This is a genomic window from Kitasatospora sp. NPDC057936, from assembly GCF_042887525.1.
GTDB lineage: Bacteria > Actinomycetota > Actinomycetes > Streptomycetales > Streptomycetaceae > Kitasatospora.
Map to the genome: position 1 here is coordinate 21793 of NZ_JBHVPD010000057.1, position 21014 is coordinate 42806.

General features: G+C 73.6%; 3 protein-coding genes. 2 read left to right on the plus strand and 1 reads right to left on the minus strand.

Annotated features, from left to right (window positions below; genetic code table 11):
- Positions 1 to 65: 65 nt before the first annotated feature.
- A complete protein-coding gene (locus ACFVU9_RS26915) occupies positions 66 to 893 on the minus strand; it encodes an SAM-dependent methyltransferase (RefSeq protein ID WP_387597587.1) in 828 nt (275 codons plus the stop codon).
- A gap of 434 nt (positions 894 to 1327) precedes the next feature.
- Here ACFVU9_RS26915 and ACFVU9_RS26920 point away from each other — a divergent pair, with 434 nt between their 5' ends.
- Positions 1328 to 9088 (plus strand): type I polyketide synthase, encoded by a 7761-nt coding sequence (locus tag ACFVU9_RS26920; RefSeq protein WP_387597590.1) that lies wholly within the window; start codon positions 1328 to 1330, stop codon positions 9086 to 9088.
- Positions 9089 to 9149: 61 nt separating this feature from the next.
- The gene (locus tag ACFVU9_RS26925; RefSeq protein ID WP_387597593.1) at positions 9150 to 20972 is read left to right on the plus strand and encodes an SDR family NAD(P)-dependent oxidoreductase; all 11823 of its coding nucleotides are present in this window, start codon (positions 9150 to 9152) and stop codon (positions 20970 to 20972) included.
- The last annotated feature ends 42 nt before the right edge of the window (positions 20973 to 21014 follow it).

Here is a 21014-nt window from a genome sequence, read left to right on the forward strand (position 1 = left end):
CCCGACCTCCGGCTGCCACGCCTTTCTGCCGGCGCGTCAGCCGAAGCCGCTTCCGGTCGGACGGCTCAGGGCCGACGGGCGACGATCAGGCCGTAGCCGATCTGCGGGAGTTCACCGAAGCGCTCGATGATGTCGGCCGCTCTGGACAGTTCCTCGTTGAAGGCACTGCCGTCCGCTCCCTGTGCCTGCCGGATGAGGTCCGCGGCCAACGTGTGACTGCGTCGGACGTTCTCGCCGATGTCCAGCATCTCGACGATCTCCAGGCCGGCCTTGGCCATGTGTCCGGTGTATTCGTCGGCGTCACCGATCGGAGGAATCTCGAACAGTCTCCGGTTGTCCGCTACTATGCCCGCCTCACGGGGGGTCAGCTCACCTTGCTGATAGGGATTTGCGGCCACCAGAGTGCCGCCAGGACGCAATACTCGCGCTGCTTCGGCTATGGCGGTGGCACGATCGGACATGTGCAGGAACGATTCGATCGCGTATACGTGATCGAAGTGAGCGTCGGCGAACGGGAGATCCATACCGTCGGCCTGCTGGAAGGACACCTGCCCAGCGCCTTCCCCGACTTCCAGCCGCGCTCCGGCCATGGCCGCCTGTTGAGCGCTGATGGTGACACCCGTGACGTGCACGCCCCATGTGCCTGCGATACGGACGGCGGGCTTGCCGCTTCCACAGCCGATATCCAGGACCCGGGCACCGGGTGAGAGTGTGAGCCGTTCGGCCACCATGTCGGTCAAAGTGTCGGTGGCCTCTTCGACCGAGGCTTCGTCGTCGCCGTCACGCCAGTACCCCAGGTGAATGTTTCCCCCCATCACCTCAGAGAGCAGGCCAGTCGACTGGTCGTACATTCTTCCCACGTCCGCCGCAGTGGGCGTATACTGCTCGGTCATTTCTGGGACACCTCTTCCCGTTGAACTCCCGGCGTTTCCTCCCCTGACCGAACGGGACGCTACAAAGTTGCGAGCGCCTTTGTCAATGGGGCAATTTACTTGTGCCGGGCCGGCCGAAGAGAAAGCCAGCGGATTCCTCATAACTCAACTTATCGGCCTCATGAGTCTAGCTATTGGACAGTGCGGGATCATGTCAGGTCTAATAACTTCCACGTGCTCCCGTCGAATCTGCCGCATGCGACAGCAGTTCGCTGAACAGCGCGGACAGGTACGCCGGACAGTGCAGTCAGGCGGTCGGCAGGCAGGCAGGCAGATGGCACCTCGCTCGCCCTGAGCCACTTCACGCCGAAAGTCCCGGCTCCGAGCCGGAGGTCAGAATCCAGACCCGAGGCATGGCGCTTGACATTCCTCCGATGTCGGCCGTTGGGAGTTCTATGCGTACCGGCCAGGCGTTCCCCTATGAGGGCGACCGCCTCAACGACGATCCGATTGCAATCGTGGGAATGGCCTGCAGATTTCCCGGTGCCGCGAATCCCGCAGCTTATTGGGCGCTGCTCCATGACGGCGTGAGCGCGGTTTCAGAAAAACCGAGGGAGGGTCGAAGCGGTTTCGGCGCGGGCGGCTTCCTCGACCACGTCGATCAGTTCGATTCGGACTTCTTCGACATCTCTCCTCGCGAAGCGGCTGCCATGGATCCGCAGCAGCGGCTCGCCCTCGAGCTGAGCTGGGAGGCGTTCGAGGACGCAGGGATCGTGCCGGCCGGCCTGAAAGGCCGTGATGCGGGCGTCTTCGTGGGCGCCATGTGGGACGACTACGCCACCGTACTGCACCGGCTTGGTGCGGGATCAGCCACCCAGCACAGCATGACCGGCGTCCATCGCGGCATCATCGCCAACCGGGTGTCGTACGCCCTCGATCTGCGCGGGCCCAGCATGGTGATCGATACGGGGCAGTCCTCCTCCCTGGTGGCCGTGCACATGGCCGCCGAGAGCCTGCGGCGAGGTGAGGCGTCCCTCGCGCTGGCAGGCGGGGTGAACCTCGGTCTCGCTCCGGAGAGCACCGTGTACTCCGAGAAGTTCGGCGGGCTGTCTCCCGACGGCCGGTGCTTCACCTTCGATGCCCGCGCCAACGGCTACGTCCGCGGCGAGGGCGCCGGGATGGTCGTCCTCAAGCCTCTCTCCCGCGCGCTCGCCGACGGCGACCGCGTGTACTGCGTCATCGAGGGCACCGCGATGAACAACGACGGCGCGGGCGAAGGGCTCACCGTGCCCACGGCCCGTGCGCAGGAAGAGGTGCTGCGCTCGGCGTACCGGAAGGCGGGTGTCGACCCGGCCGGCGTGCACTACGTGGAACTTCACGGCACCGGTACGAAGAAGGGTGATCCGATCGAGGCCGCCGCACTCGGTTCGGTGTTCGGCTCGGGCCGGACGGCCGACACACCGCTGTTGGTAGGGTCCGTGAAGACGAACATCGGGCATCTGGAAGCTGCGGCCGGTATCGCCGGGCTCATCAAGACGGTCCTGTGCATCAGGCATCAGGAGATTCCGGCGAGTCTGAACTTCCGTACGCCCAACCCACGGATCCCCTTCGAGGCGTGGAACCTGCGCGTGCAGACCGCGCTGAGCCGACGGCCTCGTGGCGACGGGCCGTTCCTGGCGGGTGTCAGCTCGTTCGGCATGGGCGGCACGAACTGTCATGTGGTGCTCTCGGACCGTCATCTGGCAGCCGTGTCCCCCGCAGCCGTCGGCGGCCGGCGTGCCGAGGGTCCCTCGCTGCTGCCCTGGGTGGTCTCGGGGAGGTCCCGTGCCGCGCTCCGTTCGCAGGCGGAGCGGCTCCGCGAGCACGTCATCACGCATCCCGGGCTGGATCCGGAGAGCGTCGGGGGCTCGCTCGCCGCGCACCGCATGGCGTTCGAGGAGCGCGCGGTGGTTCTGGGCAGCGACCGGGACGACTTCCTGAGCGGTCTGGACGCGCTGGTGCGCGGTGTGCCCGCCGCGAACGTGGTGCGGGGCTCCGCGCGGGGTGCGGGCGGGACGGCGTTCCTCTTCACGGGCCAGGGCAGCCAGCGTACCGGGATGGGGCGTCGGCTCCACGCGACGGTTCCGGCGTTCTCCGAGGCGATGGACGAGGTGTGCGACCGGCTGGACACCCGGTTGCCCCACCGGCTCCAGAATGTCCTTTTCGCGGAACCCGGTACACCCGAGGCCGCGCTGCTCGACCGGACGGACTTCGCCCAGGTCTCGCTGTTCGCACTGGAGGTAGCGCTCGCTCGCCTGCTCCAGCGGTGCGGGCTGCGTCCGGACTTCCTGCTCGGGCACTCCGTGGGAGAGATCGCCGCGGCCCATGTCGCCGGAGTGTTCTCCCTGGAGGACGCCTGCACCCTCGTCACGGCCCGCGGACGGCTGATGCAGCAGGCCGTCGAGGGCGGCGCCATGGTGGCGCTGGAGGCCGACGAGACGGAGGTCCGCGCGGCCCTGTCCGGGCTGGACCAGGAGGTCTCGGTCGCCGCGGTCAACGGGCCACGGGCCACGGTGATCTCCGGTGACCCGAGAGCCGTCGCCGATGTCGCCGCGCAGTTCGAGGCGAGGGGTCGCAGGACCAAGCGGCTCAAGGTCAGCCACGCGTTCCACTCACCGCACATGGACGGTGTGCTGGACGAGTTCCGTGCCGTCGCCGCGCAGTTGGACTACGGCACCCCGGAGCTTCCGGTCGTCTCCAACGTCACAGGACGTCTCGCCACAGTGGACGAACTCCGGTCGCCGGACTACTGGACCCGTCACATCCGGGCGTCCGTGCGCTTCTTCGACGGTGTCCGTCTCCTGCGGTCGGAAGGCGTCACGAACTACCTGGAGGTGGGCCCCGGGGGCCTGACCTCGATGATCCGCGAGAGCCTCGCCGTCGAGGGGACACCGTCCGGCGCCGCGATCGTCCCGCTGCTGCGCCGGGGCCAGCCGGAGGACCGTACGGTGGCCACCGCACTGGCCGAGGCGTTCGCATGCGGCGCGCGGGTGGACTGGGAGCCGTTCACCGGCTGGGCCGACGCGCGGCCGGACCTGCCGACGTACGCCTTCCAGCGCCGTTCCTTCTGGCTCGGCGCGCCGGGCGAGCCTGCCGCAGGACAGCACGGCGACGCGGTGCTCGATCCGACGAGCGGTGTCGCGCCGGCCGCGGAGCCGGTCGTCGCCGCTGCCGAGGCGGACATGCCGCAGCTCGTGCGGATGAGCGTGGCGGCGGTACTCGGGCACATGTCGTCCGATCTCGTCGACGGCGGCAGGACGTTCAAGGAGCTGGGGTTCGACTCGCTCACCGCAGTCGAGTTCCGCGACCGCATCGCCGAGGCGACCGGACTGGCACAGCTGGCGCCCACCTTGATCTACAACCACCCCACGCCGGACGAGCTGGCTCGCTTCCTGCAGTCCCTACTGGCGGGCGAGGAGCCGGCCACCGGCAGTCTGCCGGTGGCGGCCCCGCAATTCGAGCCGATCGCCATCGTGGGCATGGGATGCCGGTTCCCCGGGGAGGTCCGCTCGCCGGAGGACCTGTGGCGCCTGGTGTCCGAGGGCAGGGACGCCGTGTCCGCCTTTCCCGACGACCGCGGCTGGGACACCGGTGAGCTGCGCGACCCGGAGAACCCGGAGGTCCGGTACGCGCGGGAGGGGGGCTTCCTCTACGACGCGGCCGCATTCGACGCGGGGTTCTTCGGGATCAGCCCGCGTGAGGCGCTGGCGATGGATCCGCAGCAGCGGCTGGTGCTGGAGACCTCCTGGGAGGCGCTGGAGCGGGCGGGGATCGACCCGCTGTCGCTACGAGGCAGCCAGGTCGGCGTGTTCGCGGGGGCGATGACGCAGGACTACGGGCCCCGGCTGGGTGAACCGGCCGAGGGCACCCAGGGCTTCGCGCTGACCGGCAACACGGCGAGCGTCGTCTCGGGGCGGGTGGCGTACACCCTCGGTCTGGAGGGCCCCGCGGTCACCGTGGACACCGCCTGCTCCTCCTCGCTCGCCGCCCTGCACATGGCGCGCCGGTCCCTGCAGCACGGTGAGTGCACGCTGGCACTGGCCGGCGGGGTGACTGTGATGGCGACGCCGGGCATGTTCGTGGAGTTCGCCCAGCAACGCGGCCTGGCGCCCGACGGCCGCTGCAAGCCGTTCGCCCGGTCGGCCGACGGTACGGGCTGGAGCGAAGGCGTGGGCATGCTGGTGCTGGAGCGTCTGTCGGACGCCCAGCGCCTCGGTCATCCGGTCCTCGCGCTCGTCCGTGGTTCGGCGGTCAACCAGGATGGCGCGAGCAACGGGCTGACGGCTCCGAACGGGCCGTCGCAGGAGCGGGTGATCCGGCAGGCGCTGGCCGACGCCCGGCTCACGCCGCAGGACGTCGATGCGGTGGAGGCGCACGGCACCGGCACGAAGCTGGGTGATCCGATCGAGGCGCAGGCCCTGGTGGCCGCCTACGGCCGAGGCCGTTCGGGCGACCGGCCGCTGTGGCTCGGCTCGGTGAAGTCGAACATCGGCCACACTCAGGCGGCCGCCGGAGTCGCCTCGGTGATCAAGATCGTAATGGCTCTGCGCAACGGGCGGCTGCCCGCCAGCCTGCACGTCGACGAGCCGACGCCGCACGTGGACTGGTCCTCGGGCTCGGTGGCCCTGTTGACCGAGGCGGCACCGTGGCCGGAGGGCGAGCGGGTGCGCAGGGCGGCTGTCTCCTCGTTCGGCATCAGCGGAACGAACGTCCACGCCATCCTCGAACAGGCCCCCGCCGAAGCGCCGAGCGCGTCCGGCGGCCACGACCGGGTCCTGGAAACGGCCCCGGCACCGGCGGACGTGCTGCCGTGGACGCTGTCGGCGAAGACGCCCGAGGCCCTGCGCGACCAGGCTGCCGCCCTTCGGACCTGTCTCGACGGCCGTGAGGACCTCGCTCCTGCCGACATCGGGCTGTCGCTGGCCACCACTCGGTCCGCGTTCGAGCACCGTGCCGTGCTGATCGGCGGTGAGGGGTGCGAGCTGCTGTCCGCGGTGGACGCGCTGGTGCGGGGCACCCCCTCGGAGAACGTGGTGCGCGGCACCGCGGTGAGCGGCGCCGAGACCGTGTTCGTTTTTCCCGGCCAGGGGGCGCAGTGGGCTGGGATGGCGGTGGAACTCATGGACTCCTCACCGGTGTTCCGCGAGCGGATCCACGCGTGCGACGCGGCGCTCGGATCCGTCGTGGACTGGTCGCTCCTGGACGTCCTGCGGTGCACCCCCGGCGCGCCGACGCTGGAGCGGGTCGATGTGGTGCAGCCGGCGCTGTTCGCGGTGATGGTTTCGCTCGCCCGGCTCTGGGAGTCCCACGGCGTGCGCCCCAGCGCGGTGATCGGGCACAGCCAGGGCGAGATCGCCGCGGCCTGTGTGGCGGGTGGGCTCTCGCTGGAGGACGCCGCGAGGATCGTCGCCCTGCGCAGCCGGGCGCTGACCGAGATCTCCGGTCTGGGCGGCATGGTGTCGGTGGCGCTGTCGGCCGAGCGGGTACGGCAGTTGCCGTGCTGGGACGAGCGCCTGGACATCGCGGTGGTCAACGGGCCGTCGTCGGTGGTCGTCTCCGGGGAACAGCGGGCGCTGGAGGAGGTGCTGGCCGCCTGCGCCACCGAGGGTGTGCGGGCCAAACAGATCCCGGTGAGTTACGCGGCGCACTCCGCGCAGGTCGAGACGATCCGTGAGCGGCTGCTGGAGGAGTTGCGCGGGATCGAGCCCCGGCGCGGCGACGTCCCCTTCTACTCGACGGTGAGCGGGGAGCTCCTGGACACCCGTGAGCTGGACGCCGAGTACTGGTACCGCAACCTGCGGGAACCCGTCCAGTTCGAGCGGGCGATGGGGACGGCCCTGAAGAAGGGGCACACGCTCCTGGTCGAGGTCAGCCCGCACCCCGTGCTGAGTGTCGGTGCCCAGGAAGCCGTCGAGACGTTCGGCGGGTCCGGTGCGGTGGTGGGGTCGTTGCGGCGCGAGGACGGCGGTCCCCGGCGCTTCTTGACCTCGCTCGCGCAGGCGTACGTCCTCGGGGCCTCGGTGGACTGGCGGACCGTCTTCGCCGGGTCCGGTGCGGCGCGGGTCGATCTGCCGACCTACGCCTTCCAGCACCAGCGGTACTGGCTGACGGCGTCCGCCCCGCAGGCAGTGACCGTGCCGGGCGACGACCCGGAACGACGGTTCTGGAACATGGTGGAACGCGGCGACGAGCAGGAGTTGGCCGCCGAGATCGGGGCCGGGGAACCGGACGCTCTGCGGGCGCTGCTGCCGGCGCTGACCGCGTGGCGCCGCCGGCAGCGCGAACATGCCGCCGCCGACTCCTGGTCCTACCGGATCGCCTGGCAGCCGTTGCCGAAGGTTCCGGCGGGCGTCCTGTCCGGCCGGTGGTTGGTGGTCGTCCCTGAAGGCGTCGAGCACGAGCGGCTGACGGCGGCCGTCGTGGAGACCCTGGACAGGAGCGGCGCGCAGGCGGTCTCGCTGGTGGTGCCGGCGGGGATCGGCCGCCAGGAGCTGGCGCAACGGCTGCGGTCCGTGGCCTCGGAAGGGCCGGAACCTGCCGGGGTGCTGGCGCTGCCGGGGCCGGACGCGGGGCCGGTGCTCCCTTCGGCGTCCGCGCACCTGGACGCCGTCCTGACGCTGCTCCAGGCCCTCGGGGACGCCGGGATGTCCGCCCGGTTGTGGTGCGTGACCCGGGGTGCGGTGACGGCCGGCGCCGGTGATTCGGTGACCAGGCCCGAGCAGACCCAGATCTGGGGGCTCGGCCGGGTCGCGGCGGTGGAGTTCCCCCAGCGGTGGGGCGGCCTGGTGGATCTGCCCGAGCAGGAGGACAGCAGGGTCGTCGGGCGGCTGCCCGCCGTGCTGGCCGGTCCGGACGGCGAGAACCAACTCGCACTGCGGCCCTCGGGGGTGTACGTCTGCAGGCTGCTGCGCGCGCCCCGGCGGGACACCTCCGGCGCGGGGCGATGGACGCCCCGCGGCACCGTCCTCGTCACCGGCGGCACCGGTGCGCTCGGCGCACATGCCGCGCGCTGGCTGGCGGACAACGGGGCGGAGCGCCTCGTGCTGGTGAGCCGCAGCGGCCGGGAGGCGGCGGGCGCCGTCGAGCTGGAGGCGGAGCTGACCGGCCTCGGGGTCCAGGTCGACATCGTGGCCGGCGACGTCGCCGACCGCGGGACGCTCGCCGGGCTGCTGGCGGCGCTGGACGCGGACGGCGCCGGCGTCCGGGCGGTCGTCCACGCGGCCGGGGCGATCGAGAGCGTCCCGCTCGGCTCGCTGACCCCGCGGCGCTTCGCGGACGTGGTGCGGGCCAAGGCCGACGCCGCGCAGCACCTGCACGACCTCACGCGCGACCGGGACCTGGACGCGTTCGTACTGTTCTCGTCCGTCTCGGCGCTGTGGGGCAGCGCGGGCCACGGCGCGTACGCGGCGGCGAACGCCTTCCTGGACGGCCTGGCGGCCCACCGCCGGGCACAGGGGCTGGTGGCCGCCTCGGTGGTCTGGGGCCCGTGGGACGGCGGCGGCATGACGTCGCGCGACGGCCTGGACAAGGCGCTGGCCCGGCAGGGGATCAGGCTCATGGCACCGCGGCAGGCGGTCGAGAACCTGCGGCACTGCGCGCTCGACACGTCGTCACCGGTGATCACGGACGTGGTCTGGGAGACGTTCTTCGCGGCGTTCTCCGCGACGACACCGAGCCGGCTGCTCACCGAACTGCCCGAGGTGCGCGACGCGCTGCGGGAGACGCGGCCGCAGGACGGCGCCCCGGCGGCGGGGACGCTGACGGAGCGGCTCGCCGGGCTGAGTCCGGGCCGGCGCAGGGAGGCCGCCGCCGCGCTCGCCCGCACCCAGGTGGCGACCGTCCTCGGACACGCCGACGAGAGCCAGGTCGGCGACCGCTCGCCGTTCAAGGACCTGGGCGTCGACTCCGTGATCGCGGTGGAACTGCGCAACCGGCTCCAGGACCACACCGGCCTGAGCCTGCCGGTCACCGTGGTGTTCGACCACCCGTCGCTGGAGAAACTGGCCGATTTCCTGGTGGCCACCGCTTTTCCGCAGGACGCGGGCGAATCCGCGGACACCGCCGCGGCGGCCGGCGAAAGGGACCGGGAACGTGCGAGGGAGATCCAGGAGGCGGAAGAGCACATAGACGAACTGGACGTCGACGATCTGGTGCGGCTGATGCTCGGCGAGCAGTAGGCGAGCGGGAGACCGCACGCGAAACGACCGATTTTCCGAGGAAACCGATCTGTGAGGGGTCATGGCTACTTCGCCGGACAAGATCGTCGATGCCCTGCGCGCGTCCATGAAGGAGACGGAACGGCTCCGGCGGGAGAACGAGGACCTGGCCGCCGCGCGGCACGAGCCGATCGCCATCGTCGCCATGGGCTGTCACCTCCCGGGCGATGTGCGCAGCCCGGAGCAGTTCTGGCAGCTCATCGCGGCGGGCGGCGACGCCGTGTCCGAGTTCCCGGCGGACCGGGGCTGGGACCTCGACGCGCTGTTCGACCCGGCCCCGGACCGGCCCGGCACCATCTACACGCGCCACGGCGGTTTCCTCACCGACCTGGCCGGATTCGACGCGGAGTTCTTCGGGATCAGCCCCCGCGAGGCGGTGGCCATGGACCCGCAGCAGCGGCTGCTGCTGCAGACGTCGTGGGAAACGCTGGAGCGGGCCGGAATCGACCCGACGGCGCTGCACGGCAGCCGCACGGGCGTGTTCCTGGGAACGGCGTTCCAGGATTACGCGACGCGTGTCCGGCCGGCCGACCTCGGGGAGTACGAGGGGTATTTCCTGACCGCGGGGGCGGCGAGTGTGCTCTCCGGCCGCATTTCGTACACGCTCGGCCTGGAAGGCCCCGCGGTGACCGTCGACACCGCCTGTTCGGCGTCGCTGGTGGCGATCCACGCGGCGTGCCAGGCGCTGCGCCGGGACGAGTGCTCCCTCGCGCTGGCGGGCGGTGTCACCGTGATGACCACGCCCGCACAGCTGCAGGGCTTCAGCCGGCAGCGCGGGCTGTCCGCGGACGGGCGGTGCCGGTCCTTCGCGGCGGCGGCGGACGGCACGGGGCTGTCCGAGGGCGTCGGTGTCCTGCTGCTGGAGCGGCTGTCCGACGCCCGGCGGGCCGGCCACCGGGTCCTGGCCGTGGTGCGCGGCAGCGCGACGAACCAGGACGGTGCGAGCAACGGCCTCGCCGCGCCGAACGGCCCCTCCCAGCAGCGGGTGATCCGGCAGGCGCTGGCGGACGCGCGGCTGGCCCCGCAGGACGTCGACGCGGTCGAGGCGCACGGCACGGCCACCACCCTGGGCGACCCGATCGAGGCGCAGGCGCTCCTGGCCACGTACGGGCAGGACCGCGCCGAACCTCTGTGGCTGGGCTCGGTGAAGTCCAACGTCGGGCACACCCAGGCGGCTGCCGGGGTCGTCGGCGTCATCAAGATGGTGCTGGCGATGCAGCACGGCGTGCTGCCGCAGACCCTGCACGTCGACGAGCCGACGCCGCACGTGGACTGGTCGGCAGGGCACCTGGAACTGCTGACGCGGGCCGTCGACTGGCCGGACACCGGGCGGCCCCGGCGCGCCGGGGTGTCGTCCTTCGGGATCAGCGGCACCAACGCCCACGTGATCCTGGAGCAGGCGCCCGCCGCCGACTCCGCCCTTCCCCCGGCCGCCTCCGCTCCGCTCCGCGTGGTGCCGTGGGTGCTGTCCGCGCGGAGCCAGGACGCCTTGCGGGGCCAGGCGCGCGCGCTGCTGGCCTGGCTGGAGGAGCGCGGCCCGCTCGACCCTGCGGACGTCGGGCACGCGCTCGCCACCACGCGGGCGGCCCTGCCCCACCGGGCCGCCGTCGTCGCGGGCAGCGGCGACGAGCTGGTCCAGGGGCTGGCGGCGCTCGCCGAGGACCATCCCGATCCGAGGGTCGCCCCGGGCACGGTGACACCCGGGAAGCTCGGGTTCCTCTTCACCGGCCAGGGCAGTCAGCGGGCCGGGATGGGGCGTGAACTCCACGCGGTCTCACCGGTGTTCGCAGAGGCGTTCGACGCGGTGTGCGCGGCGCTGGACCCGCATCTGGAGCGGCCGCTGCGCGAGGTGGTGTTCGGGGCGCCGGACGCGGGCGCGCTGCTCGACCGGACCGAGTACACCCAGCCGGCGCTGTTCGCGCTGGAGGTCGCGCTCTTCCGGCTGCTCGCCCACTGGGGTGTCCACCCGGACCAGGTGGCGGGCCACTCCATCGGTGAGGTGGCCGCCGCCCACGTGGCCGGGGTGTTCTCGCTGGAGGACGCGGCGGCGCTGGTGGCGGCGCGGGGCCGGCTGATGCAGGCCCTGCCGGAGGGCGGCGCCATGGTCGCCGTCCAGGCGACCGAGGAGGAGGTGCTGCCGCTGGTGGCCCGGCACGCGGACCTGATCGGCCTGGCCGCGGTGAACGGCCCGTCCTCCGTGGTGGTCTCCGGGGAGGCCGGGGCCGTGCGTCGGGTCGCCGCGCACTTCGCCGCCGAGGGGCGCAAGACGAAGGAGCTGACGGTCAGCCACGCCTTCCACTCGCCGCTCATGGACGCCATGCTGCCGGAGTTCCGCAGGGTCGTCGGCGGGCTGTCCTTCCACTCCCCCGTTCTGCCGGTCGTGTCGGCGCTGACCGGCGAGGAGATCACGGGCGAGGAGATCCGCGATCCGGAGTACTGGGTCCGGCACGCCCGGGGGACCGTGCGGTTCGCGGACGCGCTGCGGGTCATGGAGGCCGGGGGTGTCCGCACCTTCCTGGAACTGGGCCCCGAGGGCGTGCTGTCGGCCATGGGCCGGGACACGCTCACCGCGCCGGACGCCGACCTGGCGCCGGCGCTGCGCTCGGACCGAGGCGAGGAACTCGCCCTCACCACCGCGCTGGCCCGGCTGCACACCCGTGGTGTCCCGGTCGACTGGACGGCGTTCTACGTCACGAGCGGCGCACGGCCGTGCGACCTGCCCACCTACGCCTTCCAGCTGCGCCGCTACTGGATGGACGCGCCGGCGCCGTCGGCCGCCATCGGTTCCGCGGGGCTCGCCGCAGCCGGTCATCCGCTGCTCGGCGCGGTGGTGTCCCTCGCCGACGACGAACTGGTCCTCACCGGACGGCTCTCGACGGCCGGCCACGGCTGGATCGCCGATCACCAGGTGTTCGGCCGGGCGCTGCTTCCCGGCACCGCCTTCCTCGAACTGGCCCTGCACGCCGGGGAACGGGCCGGCTGCGAGCAGGTGGAGGAACTGACGTTCCACACGCCTCTCGTGCTGCCCGGACAGGGCGCGGTCGACCTGCGGGTGCGGGTGGGCGCCGTGGACGAGTCCGGACGGCGGTCGCTGGACGTGCGTTCCCGGCCGGACGGCGCGGCGGACGACGAGCCGTGGACCCCGCACGCCACCGGCGTCCTCGCACGGACGGGCGCCCCCACACCCGAGGACCTGGCCGTGTGGCCCCCGCACGGCGGGGAGGCGGTGGACGTCACCGGGCTCTACCCCTCGATGGCGGAGACCGGCCTGGAGTACGGGCCGGTGTTCCAGGGGCTGCGGGCGGCCTGGCGGCGCGGAGACGAGCTGTTCGTGGAGGCCGGTCTGCCGGACGGTGCCGGGGCCGAAGAGTTCGGCGCGCATCCCGCGCTGCTCGACTCGGCCCTGCACGGGGTCGCGCTGGGTGTCGTGCTCCCCGGCTGGGACCGGGCCCTGCTGCCGTTCGTCTGGCGCGGTGTCACCCGGCACGCCGTCGGCGCCGCGAGCCTACGCGTGCGGCTGGCGCCGGCGGGTGAGGACGCGGTCTCCGTGGTGGCCTGGGACGAGACGGGTGCGCTCGTGCTGTCGGCCGACGCGCTGGTGCTGCGCCCGGCGTCCCGCGACCGGATCGACGGGGCCGGGAGCGCCGTGCACGACCGGCTGTTCCGGACGGACTGGGAGACACGCGCGGCGCCGACGGCCCGTGGCGCGGCGTCGGACTGGGCGGTCGCGGGCGCGGGCGCGGGGGATCTGGCCGCGCGGCTGGGCGGTGCGCCCGCCGGGGTGCACCGGGATCTGGCCGCGCTGTTGCGGGCGGGCGAGGCAGGCGGGCGGGTCCCCGACGTGGTGCTGGTGCCCTGCCGCGCCGACGGCCCGCCCGCGTCCGACGACGCGGACGCGGTGCGGTCGGCCGCTCACCGGGCACTCGGGCTCGTGCAGGCGTGGCGGGCCGACGAGCGGCACGCCGGCAGCCGGCTGGTCCTCATGACGGAGCGTGCTGTCGCCGTGGAGGCGCAGGACGTGCCGGATCCGGCGCAGAGCGCCGTCTGGGGTCTGGTGCGCACGGCCCAGTCGGAGTACCCCGGCCGGTTCGTCCTGGCCGACGTGGACGGGCGGGACGCCTCGTACGGCGCGCTGGCCGAGGCCGTCGCCTCCGGAGAGCCGCAGCTCGCCCTGCGTGACGGCGAGTTCAAGGTCCCCCGCCTGGTCCGGCTGCGCCCGCAGGACACGCTGTCCGTACCGGCGGCGCCCGCCTGGCGGCTGGACTCCGGCGGCGGGACCCTGGACGGTCTCGCTCTGGTCCCTCACCCGGAGGCCGAACAGCCGCTGGGCCCCGGCCAGGTGCGGGTGGCGGTGCGCGCGGCCGGGCTGAACTTCCGTGACGTGCTGAATGCCCTGGGCATGTACCCGGGAGAGGCCGGGCCGCTCGGGGTGGAGGGCGCCGGGGTGGTCACGGAGGTGGGGTCCGCCGTCACGTCGGTGGCACCCGGCGACCGGGTCCTCGGCATGGTCTTCGGCGGGATCGGCCCGGTCGCCGTGACCGACGAGCGCATGGTCGCCAGGATCCCGGACGGCTGGTCGTTCCCGCAGGCGGCGTCCGTGCCGGCCGTCTTCCTGACCGCGTACTACGCGCTGTCCGCCCTCGCGAAACTGCGCCCCGGGCAGTCGGTGCTGGTGCACGCCGCGGCCGGCGGCGTCGGCACGGCCGCCGTCCAGCTCGCCCGGCACCTGGGCGCCGAGGTGTACGCGACCGCCAGTCCGGCGAAGTGGGACGCGCTGCGGGCGATGGGCCTGGACGAGGGGCACATCGCTTCGTCCAGGACGCTGGAGTTCGAGGAGAAGTTCCGGCGCACCAGCGGGGGCCGTGGCGTGGACGTCGTCCTGGACTCCCTGGCGGGGGAGTTCGTCGACGCGTCCTTGCGGCTGCTGGCCGCGGGGGGCCGGTTCCTGGAGATGGGCAAGACCGACATACGGGACCCCGAGGTGGTCGCGGCCGCGTACGACGGGGTGCGCTATCAGGCGTTCGACCTGGTCGACGCGGGGCCGGACGGCATCCGGGCGATGCTGACGGACCTGATGGGGCTGTTCGGGCGCGGTGTGCTGCACCTGCCGCCCGTGACCGTGTGGGACGTCCGCCGTGCGGCCGAGGCGTTCCGGTACCTCAGCCAGGCACGGCACGTCGGCAAGGTGGTCGTGACGGTGCCGTCGGGATTCGATCCGCAGGGGACGGTGCTGATCACCGGGGGGACCGGCGCGCTCGGCTCGGCGGTGGCCCGCCGACTGGTGGAGCGGCACGGCGTGCGGCACCTGCTGCTGGTCGGCCGCCGGGGTGCCGGGGCACCGGGCGCGGACAGCCTGGTGGCGGACCTCACCGCACGGGGAGCCGAGGTGACGGTGGCGGCGTGCGACCTCACCGACCGCGCCGCGCTGGAGCACCTGTTCGGCTCGGTCCCGGCGGCCCACCCACTGACCGGTGTCGTGCACACGGCCGGGGTGCTGGACGACGGCGTCCTCGGGTCCTTGACGCCCGAGCGGCTGGACACCGTCCTGCGCCCCAAGGCGGACGCGGCGCTGCATCTCGACGAGCTCACCCGGGACGCGGATCTGGCCACGTTCGTCCTGTTCTCCTCGACGGCCGGGGTGCTCGGCGGGGCGGGGCAGGCGAACTACGCGGCGGCGAACGTCGTCCTGGACTCGCTGGCGAGCCGGCGCCGGGCCGCGGGTCTGCCCGCCGTCTCCCTGGCCTGGGGGCCCTGGGAGGACTCCGGCAGCATGCTCGGCGGGCTCGGCGAGGTGGACCGGGCCCGGCTCGGCCGCACCGGTCTGGTGCCCCTGTCGGACGACGAGGGCCTGGAGCTCTTCGACGCGGCCGTCGCGGCGGGCGAGGCCGCCGTCGTCCCGGCCCGGGTGGACGTCTCGGTGCTGCGCCGGGCGGCGGGCGACGAGGTCCCGTACATGCTGCGGGACCTCGCCAGGACACCGAAGCGGCGGGTGGGCCGTGCCGCGGCACGGCCCCCCGCGGCCGGCGGGCTGCAGAACCGGCTGGCCACCGTGTCCGAGGCCGAGGGCGACCAGCTGCTCCTCGACCTCGTGCGCACCCACGCGGCGACGGTGCTCGGGCACACCGACCCCACCCGGGTCACCCCCGACGCGACGTTCAAGGAGGCGGGCTTCGACTCGCTGACCGCCGTCGAACTGCGCAACCGCCTCAGCGGTGCCACCGGGAAGCAGCTGTCGTCGACCCTGATCTTCGACCATCCGACGCCGGTCCTGCTGGCTCGGCATCTGCTGGCCGGACTACGGGGCACCGAGGCGGCCGTCGCCGCCGTGCCGGGCGCCGCGCCCGGGGACGACGAGCCGATCGCGATCGTGTCGATGAGCTGCCGCTACCCCGGTGGCATCGCGAGCCCGGAGGACCTGTGGCGGCTCGTCGCCGACGAGGCCGACGTGGTCACCCCGTTCCCCGCCGACCGTGGCTGGGACGTGGACGCGCTGTACGACCCGGACGGCGTGCGGCCGGGGACGACGTACGTGCGCGTGGGCGGGTTCCTCGACGACGCCGCACGGTTCGACGCCGAGCTGTTCGGGATCAGCCCGCGTGAGGCCCTCGCCATGGACCCTCAGCAGCGACTGCTGCTGGAGACCTCCTGGGAGGTGCTGGAGCGGGCCGGCGTCGCCCCGACGTCCCTCAAGGGAAGCCCGGTGGGGGTGTTCGTCGGAGCCGCGTCCCAGGGGTACCCCTCCGATCCGCGCCAGGCCCCCGAGGAACTGGGCGGCTATCTCCTGACCGGGAGCACGGCGAGTGTCATGTCCGGCCGGATCGCCTACGCCCTCGGCGTCGAGGGTCCCGCGCTGACCATCGACACCGCCTGCTCCTCGTCCCTCGTGGCGCTGCACATGGCGGTGCAGTCCCTGCGGCGCGGCGAGTGCTCGCTCGCCATGGCCGGCGGGGCCGCCGTCATGGCGACCCCCGACATCTTCCTGGAGTTCAGCCGCCAGCGGGGGCTCTCCCCGGACGGCCGCTGCAAGGCGTTCGCGGCGTCCGCCGACGGCACCGGCTGGGGCGAGGGCGTCGGCATGCTCCTGCTGGAGCGGCTGTCGGACGCGCGGCGAAGCGGCCACCCCGTCCTGGCGGTCGTCCGCGGCTCCGCGGTCAACTCCGACGGCGCCAGCAACGGCCTGACCGCGCCGAACGGCCCCTCCCAGCAGCGGGTGATCCGGCGCGCCCTCGCCGACGCCCGCCTGTCGGCCGGTGACGTCGACGTGGTGGAGGCGCACGGCACCGGCACGAAGCTGGGCGACCCGATCGAGGCACAGGCGCTGGCGGCGACGTACGGGCGCGAGCGGGAGCCGGACCGCCCGCTGCGCCTGGGCTCGGTGAAGTCCAACATCGGGCACACGCAGGCCGCCGCGGGGATCGCCGGTGTCATCAAGATGGTGGCGGCGATGAAGCACGGGGTGCTGCCCCGGACGCTGCACGTCGACCGGCCCACCCCCGAGATCGACTGGTCGCAGAGCGGGCTGTCGCTGATGGCCGAGGCCGAGCCGTGGCCCGAGACCGGCCGGCCGCGCCGGGCCGCGGTCTCCTCCTTCGGCATCAGCGGGACCAACGCCCACGTGATCATCGAACAGCCCCCGTCCGCGGCCGGCGAGCCCCGCGCCGACGGCCCCGCGCCGGATGCGCCGGCGGCTGTGCCCTGGCCCCTGTCCGGGAGGACCGCCGAGGCGCTGCGCGCGCAGGCCCGTCGGCTGCTCTCCCACCTCGCCGGCGATCCCGGGTTCGACGTGGCGGGCGTCGGCCGTTCCCTGGCCACGACCCGTGCCCTGCTCGGTCACCGCGCCGTCGTGGTCGGGGACGGGCGGCAGTCCCTGCGGGAGGGGCTGGCCGCGCTGGCCGAGGGCCGTGACCGGGACTCGGTCGTCGTGGGCGAGGCACAGACACGCGGGAAGACGGTGTTCGTCTTCTCCGGCCAGGGGTCGCAGTGGCCGGGCATGGCTTCGGAACTCCTCGACGGCAGCGAGGTGTTCGCCGCCCGGATCCAGGAGTGCGAGGCCGCCCTCGCCCCCTTCGTGGACTGGTCGCTGACGGGTCTGCTGCGCGGCGCGGGCGACGCGCCGTCCCTGGACCGGGTGGACGTCGTGCAGCCCGCGCTGTTCTCGGTCATGGTGTCCCTGGCCGCCCTGTGGCAGTCCCTGGGGGTCCGGCCGCACGCGGTGATGGGGCACAGCCAGGGGGAGATCGCCGCCGCCTGCGTGGCCGGGGCGCTGACGCTCCAGGACGCGGCCCGCGCGGTGGCCCTGCGCAGCAAGGCCCTGGCCGCGATGTCCGGCCGGGGCGGCATGGTGTCCGTCGCTCTGGGCGAGGACGACGTGTCCGCCCTGCTGGCCCGGTGGGAGGACCGGCTGTCCGTCGCCTCGGTCAACGGCGCGTCGTCCACGGTCGTCGCCGGTGATCCGCGGGCCCTGGAGGAGCTGGTGGCGCGCTGCAAGGCCGACGGGATCCGGGCGAGGACGCTGCCGGTGGACTACGCCTCGCACTCGCCGCAGGTCGAGCAGGTCCGGGAGCAGTTGCTGCGGGACCTGGCGCCCCTCTCCCCGATGCCTTCGGACGTCCCCTTCTACTCCACGGTCACCGGCACGGAGCTGGACACCACGCAGCTCGACGCCGCGTACTGGTACCGCAACCTCCGGGAGACGGTCCGGCTGGAACAGGTGACGCGCCTCCTCCTCGACGACGGGTTCGACGTCTTCGTCGAGGCCAGTCCGCACCCCGTCCTGTCGGTGGCGATCCAGGAGACCATGGACGCCGCGAACGCCCCGCACGCGGTGGCGGTGGGTTCGCTGCGCCGCGACGACGGCGGACTGCGGCGCTTCCTCACCTCGGCCGCGCAGCTGCACGTCGGCGGCACACCGGTGGACTGGCCGGGTACCTTCCCGGGGCGCGTCGGGCTGATCGAGCTGCCGACCTACCCGTTCGGGGGCGAGCGGTACTGGCTGCGGCGCTCCGGCGGGCCGGCCGACGTCACCTCGGCGGGTCTGGGGCGCAGCTCGCACCCGGTGCTCAGCGCCGTGGTCACCCTGCCCAGCCCGGCCGGCACGGTCCTGACCGGTCGGCTCTCGGCGCAGGCACAGCCCTGGCTCGCGGACCACACGGTGCTGGACACGGTCCTCTTCCCGGGCACCGGGCTCGCCGAGCTGGTCCTGCGCGCAGCGCAGGTCACCGGCTGCGGCACGGTCGAGGAGCTCACGCTCCTGGAGCCGCTGATCGTCGAGCGGGACGGCGGCGTCCAGCTGCGGGTGATGGTCGAGGAACCGGACGAGACCGGGCGCCGGTCGGTGGAGGTGCACTCGCGGCCGGAGAAGGCCGATGAGTCCGGTGAAACAGGTGAGTCCGGTGAGAACACTCCGTGGCTGCGGCACGCCGTCGGTGTGCTCGGCGTCCACGGCGGCACGCCTGCGGCGCCGGTGGCCGAGTGGCCGCCGGCGGGCGCCGAGCCGGTGGAGCTGGACGGCGGGTACGCGGTGCTCGCGGCGGCCGGACTCGGCTACGGACCGGCGTTCCAGGGGCTGCGCGCGGTCCGGCGGCACGGGCGGGACCTCTTCGCCGAGGTGAGCCTTCCCGACCAGGACCAGGCCCGGAACTACGGGGTGCACCCGGCGCTGTTCGACGCCGCGCTGCACGCGGTCGTCCTGGGCGGCCTGGTGGCCCACTCCGGTGACCCGCTGCTGCCGTACGCCTGGAAGGGCGTCACCCTGCACTCCGCGGGGGCGGCGGCGCTGCGGGTGCGGCTGTCGGCGACGGGCCCGGACACCGTGTCGCTGACGGCGACCGACCTGTCCGGCGCGCCGGTGCTCTCGGTCGATTCGCTGATGGTGCGGCCCGTGTCGCCGAGACGCCTGGAGAACGCGCGCGGCGGGCGCCGCCGTTCGCTGTTCCGGATCACCGGCGAACAGCTCGCCCTCCCGGCGGCCCCGGCCTTTGCGTCGGGCGCCTGGGCCGTGCTGGAACCGGGTGGTGTGGAGCTGGCGGCCGTCGTGGAGCCGTCCGGCACGCGGTGGGACGGCTACGACGACCTGGACGCGCTGGCCGGCGCCGTCGCCTCCGGGGCCGTGCTGCCCGAGGTGGTCCTGGTGCCGTGCTGGGACGGCACCCGGCGAGACACCGGCCGGGCCGAGGACGTGCGGGAGGCCGTGCACCGCGCGCTCGCGCTGGCGCAGGGCTGGCTTGCCGACGAGCGGTTCGCCGCGTCGCGGCTGGTCTTCGTCACCCGGCACGCCGTGTCGGTGGGCGAGGACGCGCCGCACGATCTTGCGCACGCCCCGCTGTGGGGCCTGCTGCGGTCGGCGCAGTCGGAGCACCCCGGCCGGTTCGGCTTGCTGGACGTCGACGGCGACGACGCGTCGCTGCGGGTGCTGCCGGCGGCGCTGTCGTCGGGCGAGGCGCAGGTTGTGGTGCGGCGGGGCGTGGTGCACGCGCCGCGTCTCACCCGCGTCCCGGCGGACGCCGCGGGGACGGGCGACGGGCCGCGCTTCACACCCGGCGGCACGGTGCTGATCACCGGCGGGACGAGCGGGCTCGGCGCGCTGGTCGCCCGCCATCTGGTGGCCCGGCACGGTGTGAGCGACCTGCTGTTCACCAGCCGCAGCGGTCGCGGGGCGGCGGGTGCGGCCGAGCTGGAGGAGGAACTCACCGCTCAGGGTGCCCGGGTGACGGTGGCGGCCTGTGACGTGGCCGACCGGGACGCGCTGGCGGCGACGCTGGCACGGATCCCCGCAGACCGTCCGCTGACGGCGGTGGTCCATGCCGCCGGTGTCCTGGACGACGGCGTCCTCACCTCGCTGACGCCCGAGCGGGTCGAGGCGGTGCTGCGGCCGAAGGTGGACGGCGCGCTGAACCTGCACGAACTGACCCGGGACGCGGACCTGTCGGCCTTCGTGCTCTTCTCCTCGGCCGCCGGCGTGCTGGGCACCGCGGGACAGAGCGGATACGCGGCGGCGAACACGTTCCTGGACGCGCTCGCGCACAGTCGGCGGGCCGAAGGGCTGGCGGGGACGTCCCTGGCGTGGGGCATGTGGGAGCAGCGCAGCGGGCTCACCGGCGGCCTGTCGGACCAGGATCTGCGGCGGATGGCGCGTTCCGGGGTCGGGCAGCTCCCCACTGATGAAGGTCTGGCGCTGTTCGACGCGGCGCTCGACGCCCCGGACCCGCTGCTGGTGCCGATGAGGCTCGACCCGGCGGCGATGCTCGCCGAGGGCGAACCGGAGCTGGTGCCCGCGGTGCTGCGCGCGCTGGTCCCGGTCCGGCGGCGCCCCGGCGGTGCGGGCGCGGACGACGGCCTGCCGTTCGCCGACCGGGTGGCCGCGCTCCCCGCCGAGGAGCTGGACCGGGCGTTCTTGCACCTGGTGCGGCAGCAGGCGGCCACGGTCCTGGGGCTCGCCTCCCCGGACGCCGTGCAGGGCGGCCGGGGCTTCCTCCAGATGGGGTTCGACTCCCTGACGGCGGTCGAACTGCGCGGCCGGCTCGGTGCGGCCACCGGGCTGCGGCTGCCGACGACGCTGATCTTCGACCACCCCACGCCCGAACAGACCGCCCGCCACCTGCGGGAGCGGCTCTTCCCGGACGAGCGGGAACTCACCGGCCCCGAGGCCGAGGAGCAGAAGGTGCGCGAGGCCTTGGCCGCGATCCCGGTGGCCCGGTTGCGCCGGGCCGGTCTGCTCAGGGCCCTGCTCGGGCTCGCCGCGCAGGACAACGGGACAAAGCCGCCGGCGGGCGGCGCGGCGCGAGAGTTCGACGACATGGACGTCGACGACCTCGTGCGGGCGGCCTTCGACGGGGACAAGTCCTGATCGTGGCCGCGTTGAGCGAATGGGACGGACGGGACGGACAGG

What these genes read in the sequence shown, in the direction of transcription:
- ACFVU9_RS26915 (WP_387597587.1), bottom strand. Translation starts at nt 893, where the DNA reads ATGACCGAGCAGTATACGCCCACTGCGGCGGACGTGGGAAGAATGTAC.
- ACFVU9_RS26920 (WP_387597590.1), top strand. Translation starts at nt 1,328, where the DNA reads ATGCGTACCGGCCAGGCGTTCCCCTATGAGGGCGACCGCCTCAACGAC.
- ACFVU9_RS26925 (WP_387597593.1), top strand. Translation starts at nt 9,150, where the DNA reads ATGGCTACTTCGCCGGACAAGATCGTCGATGCCCTGCGCGCGTCCATG.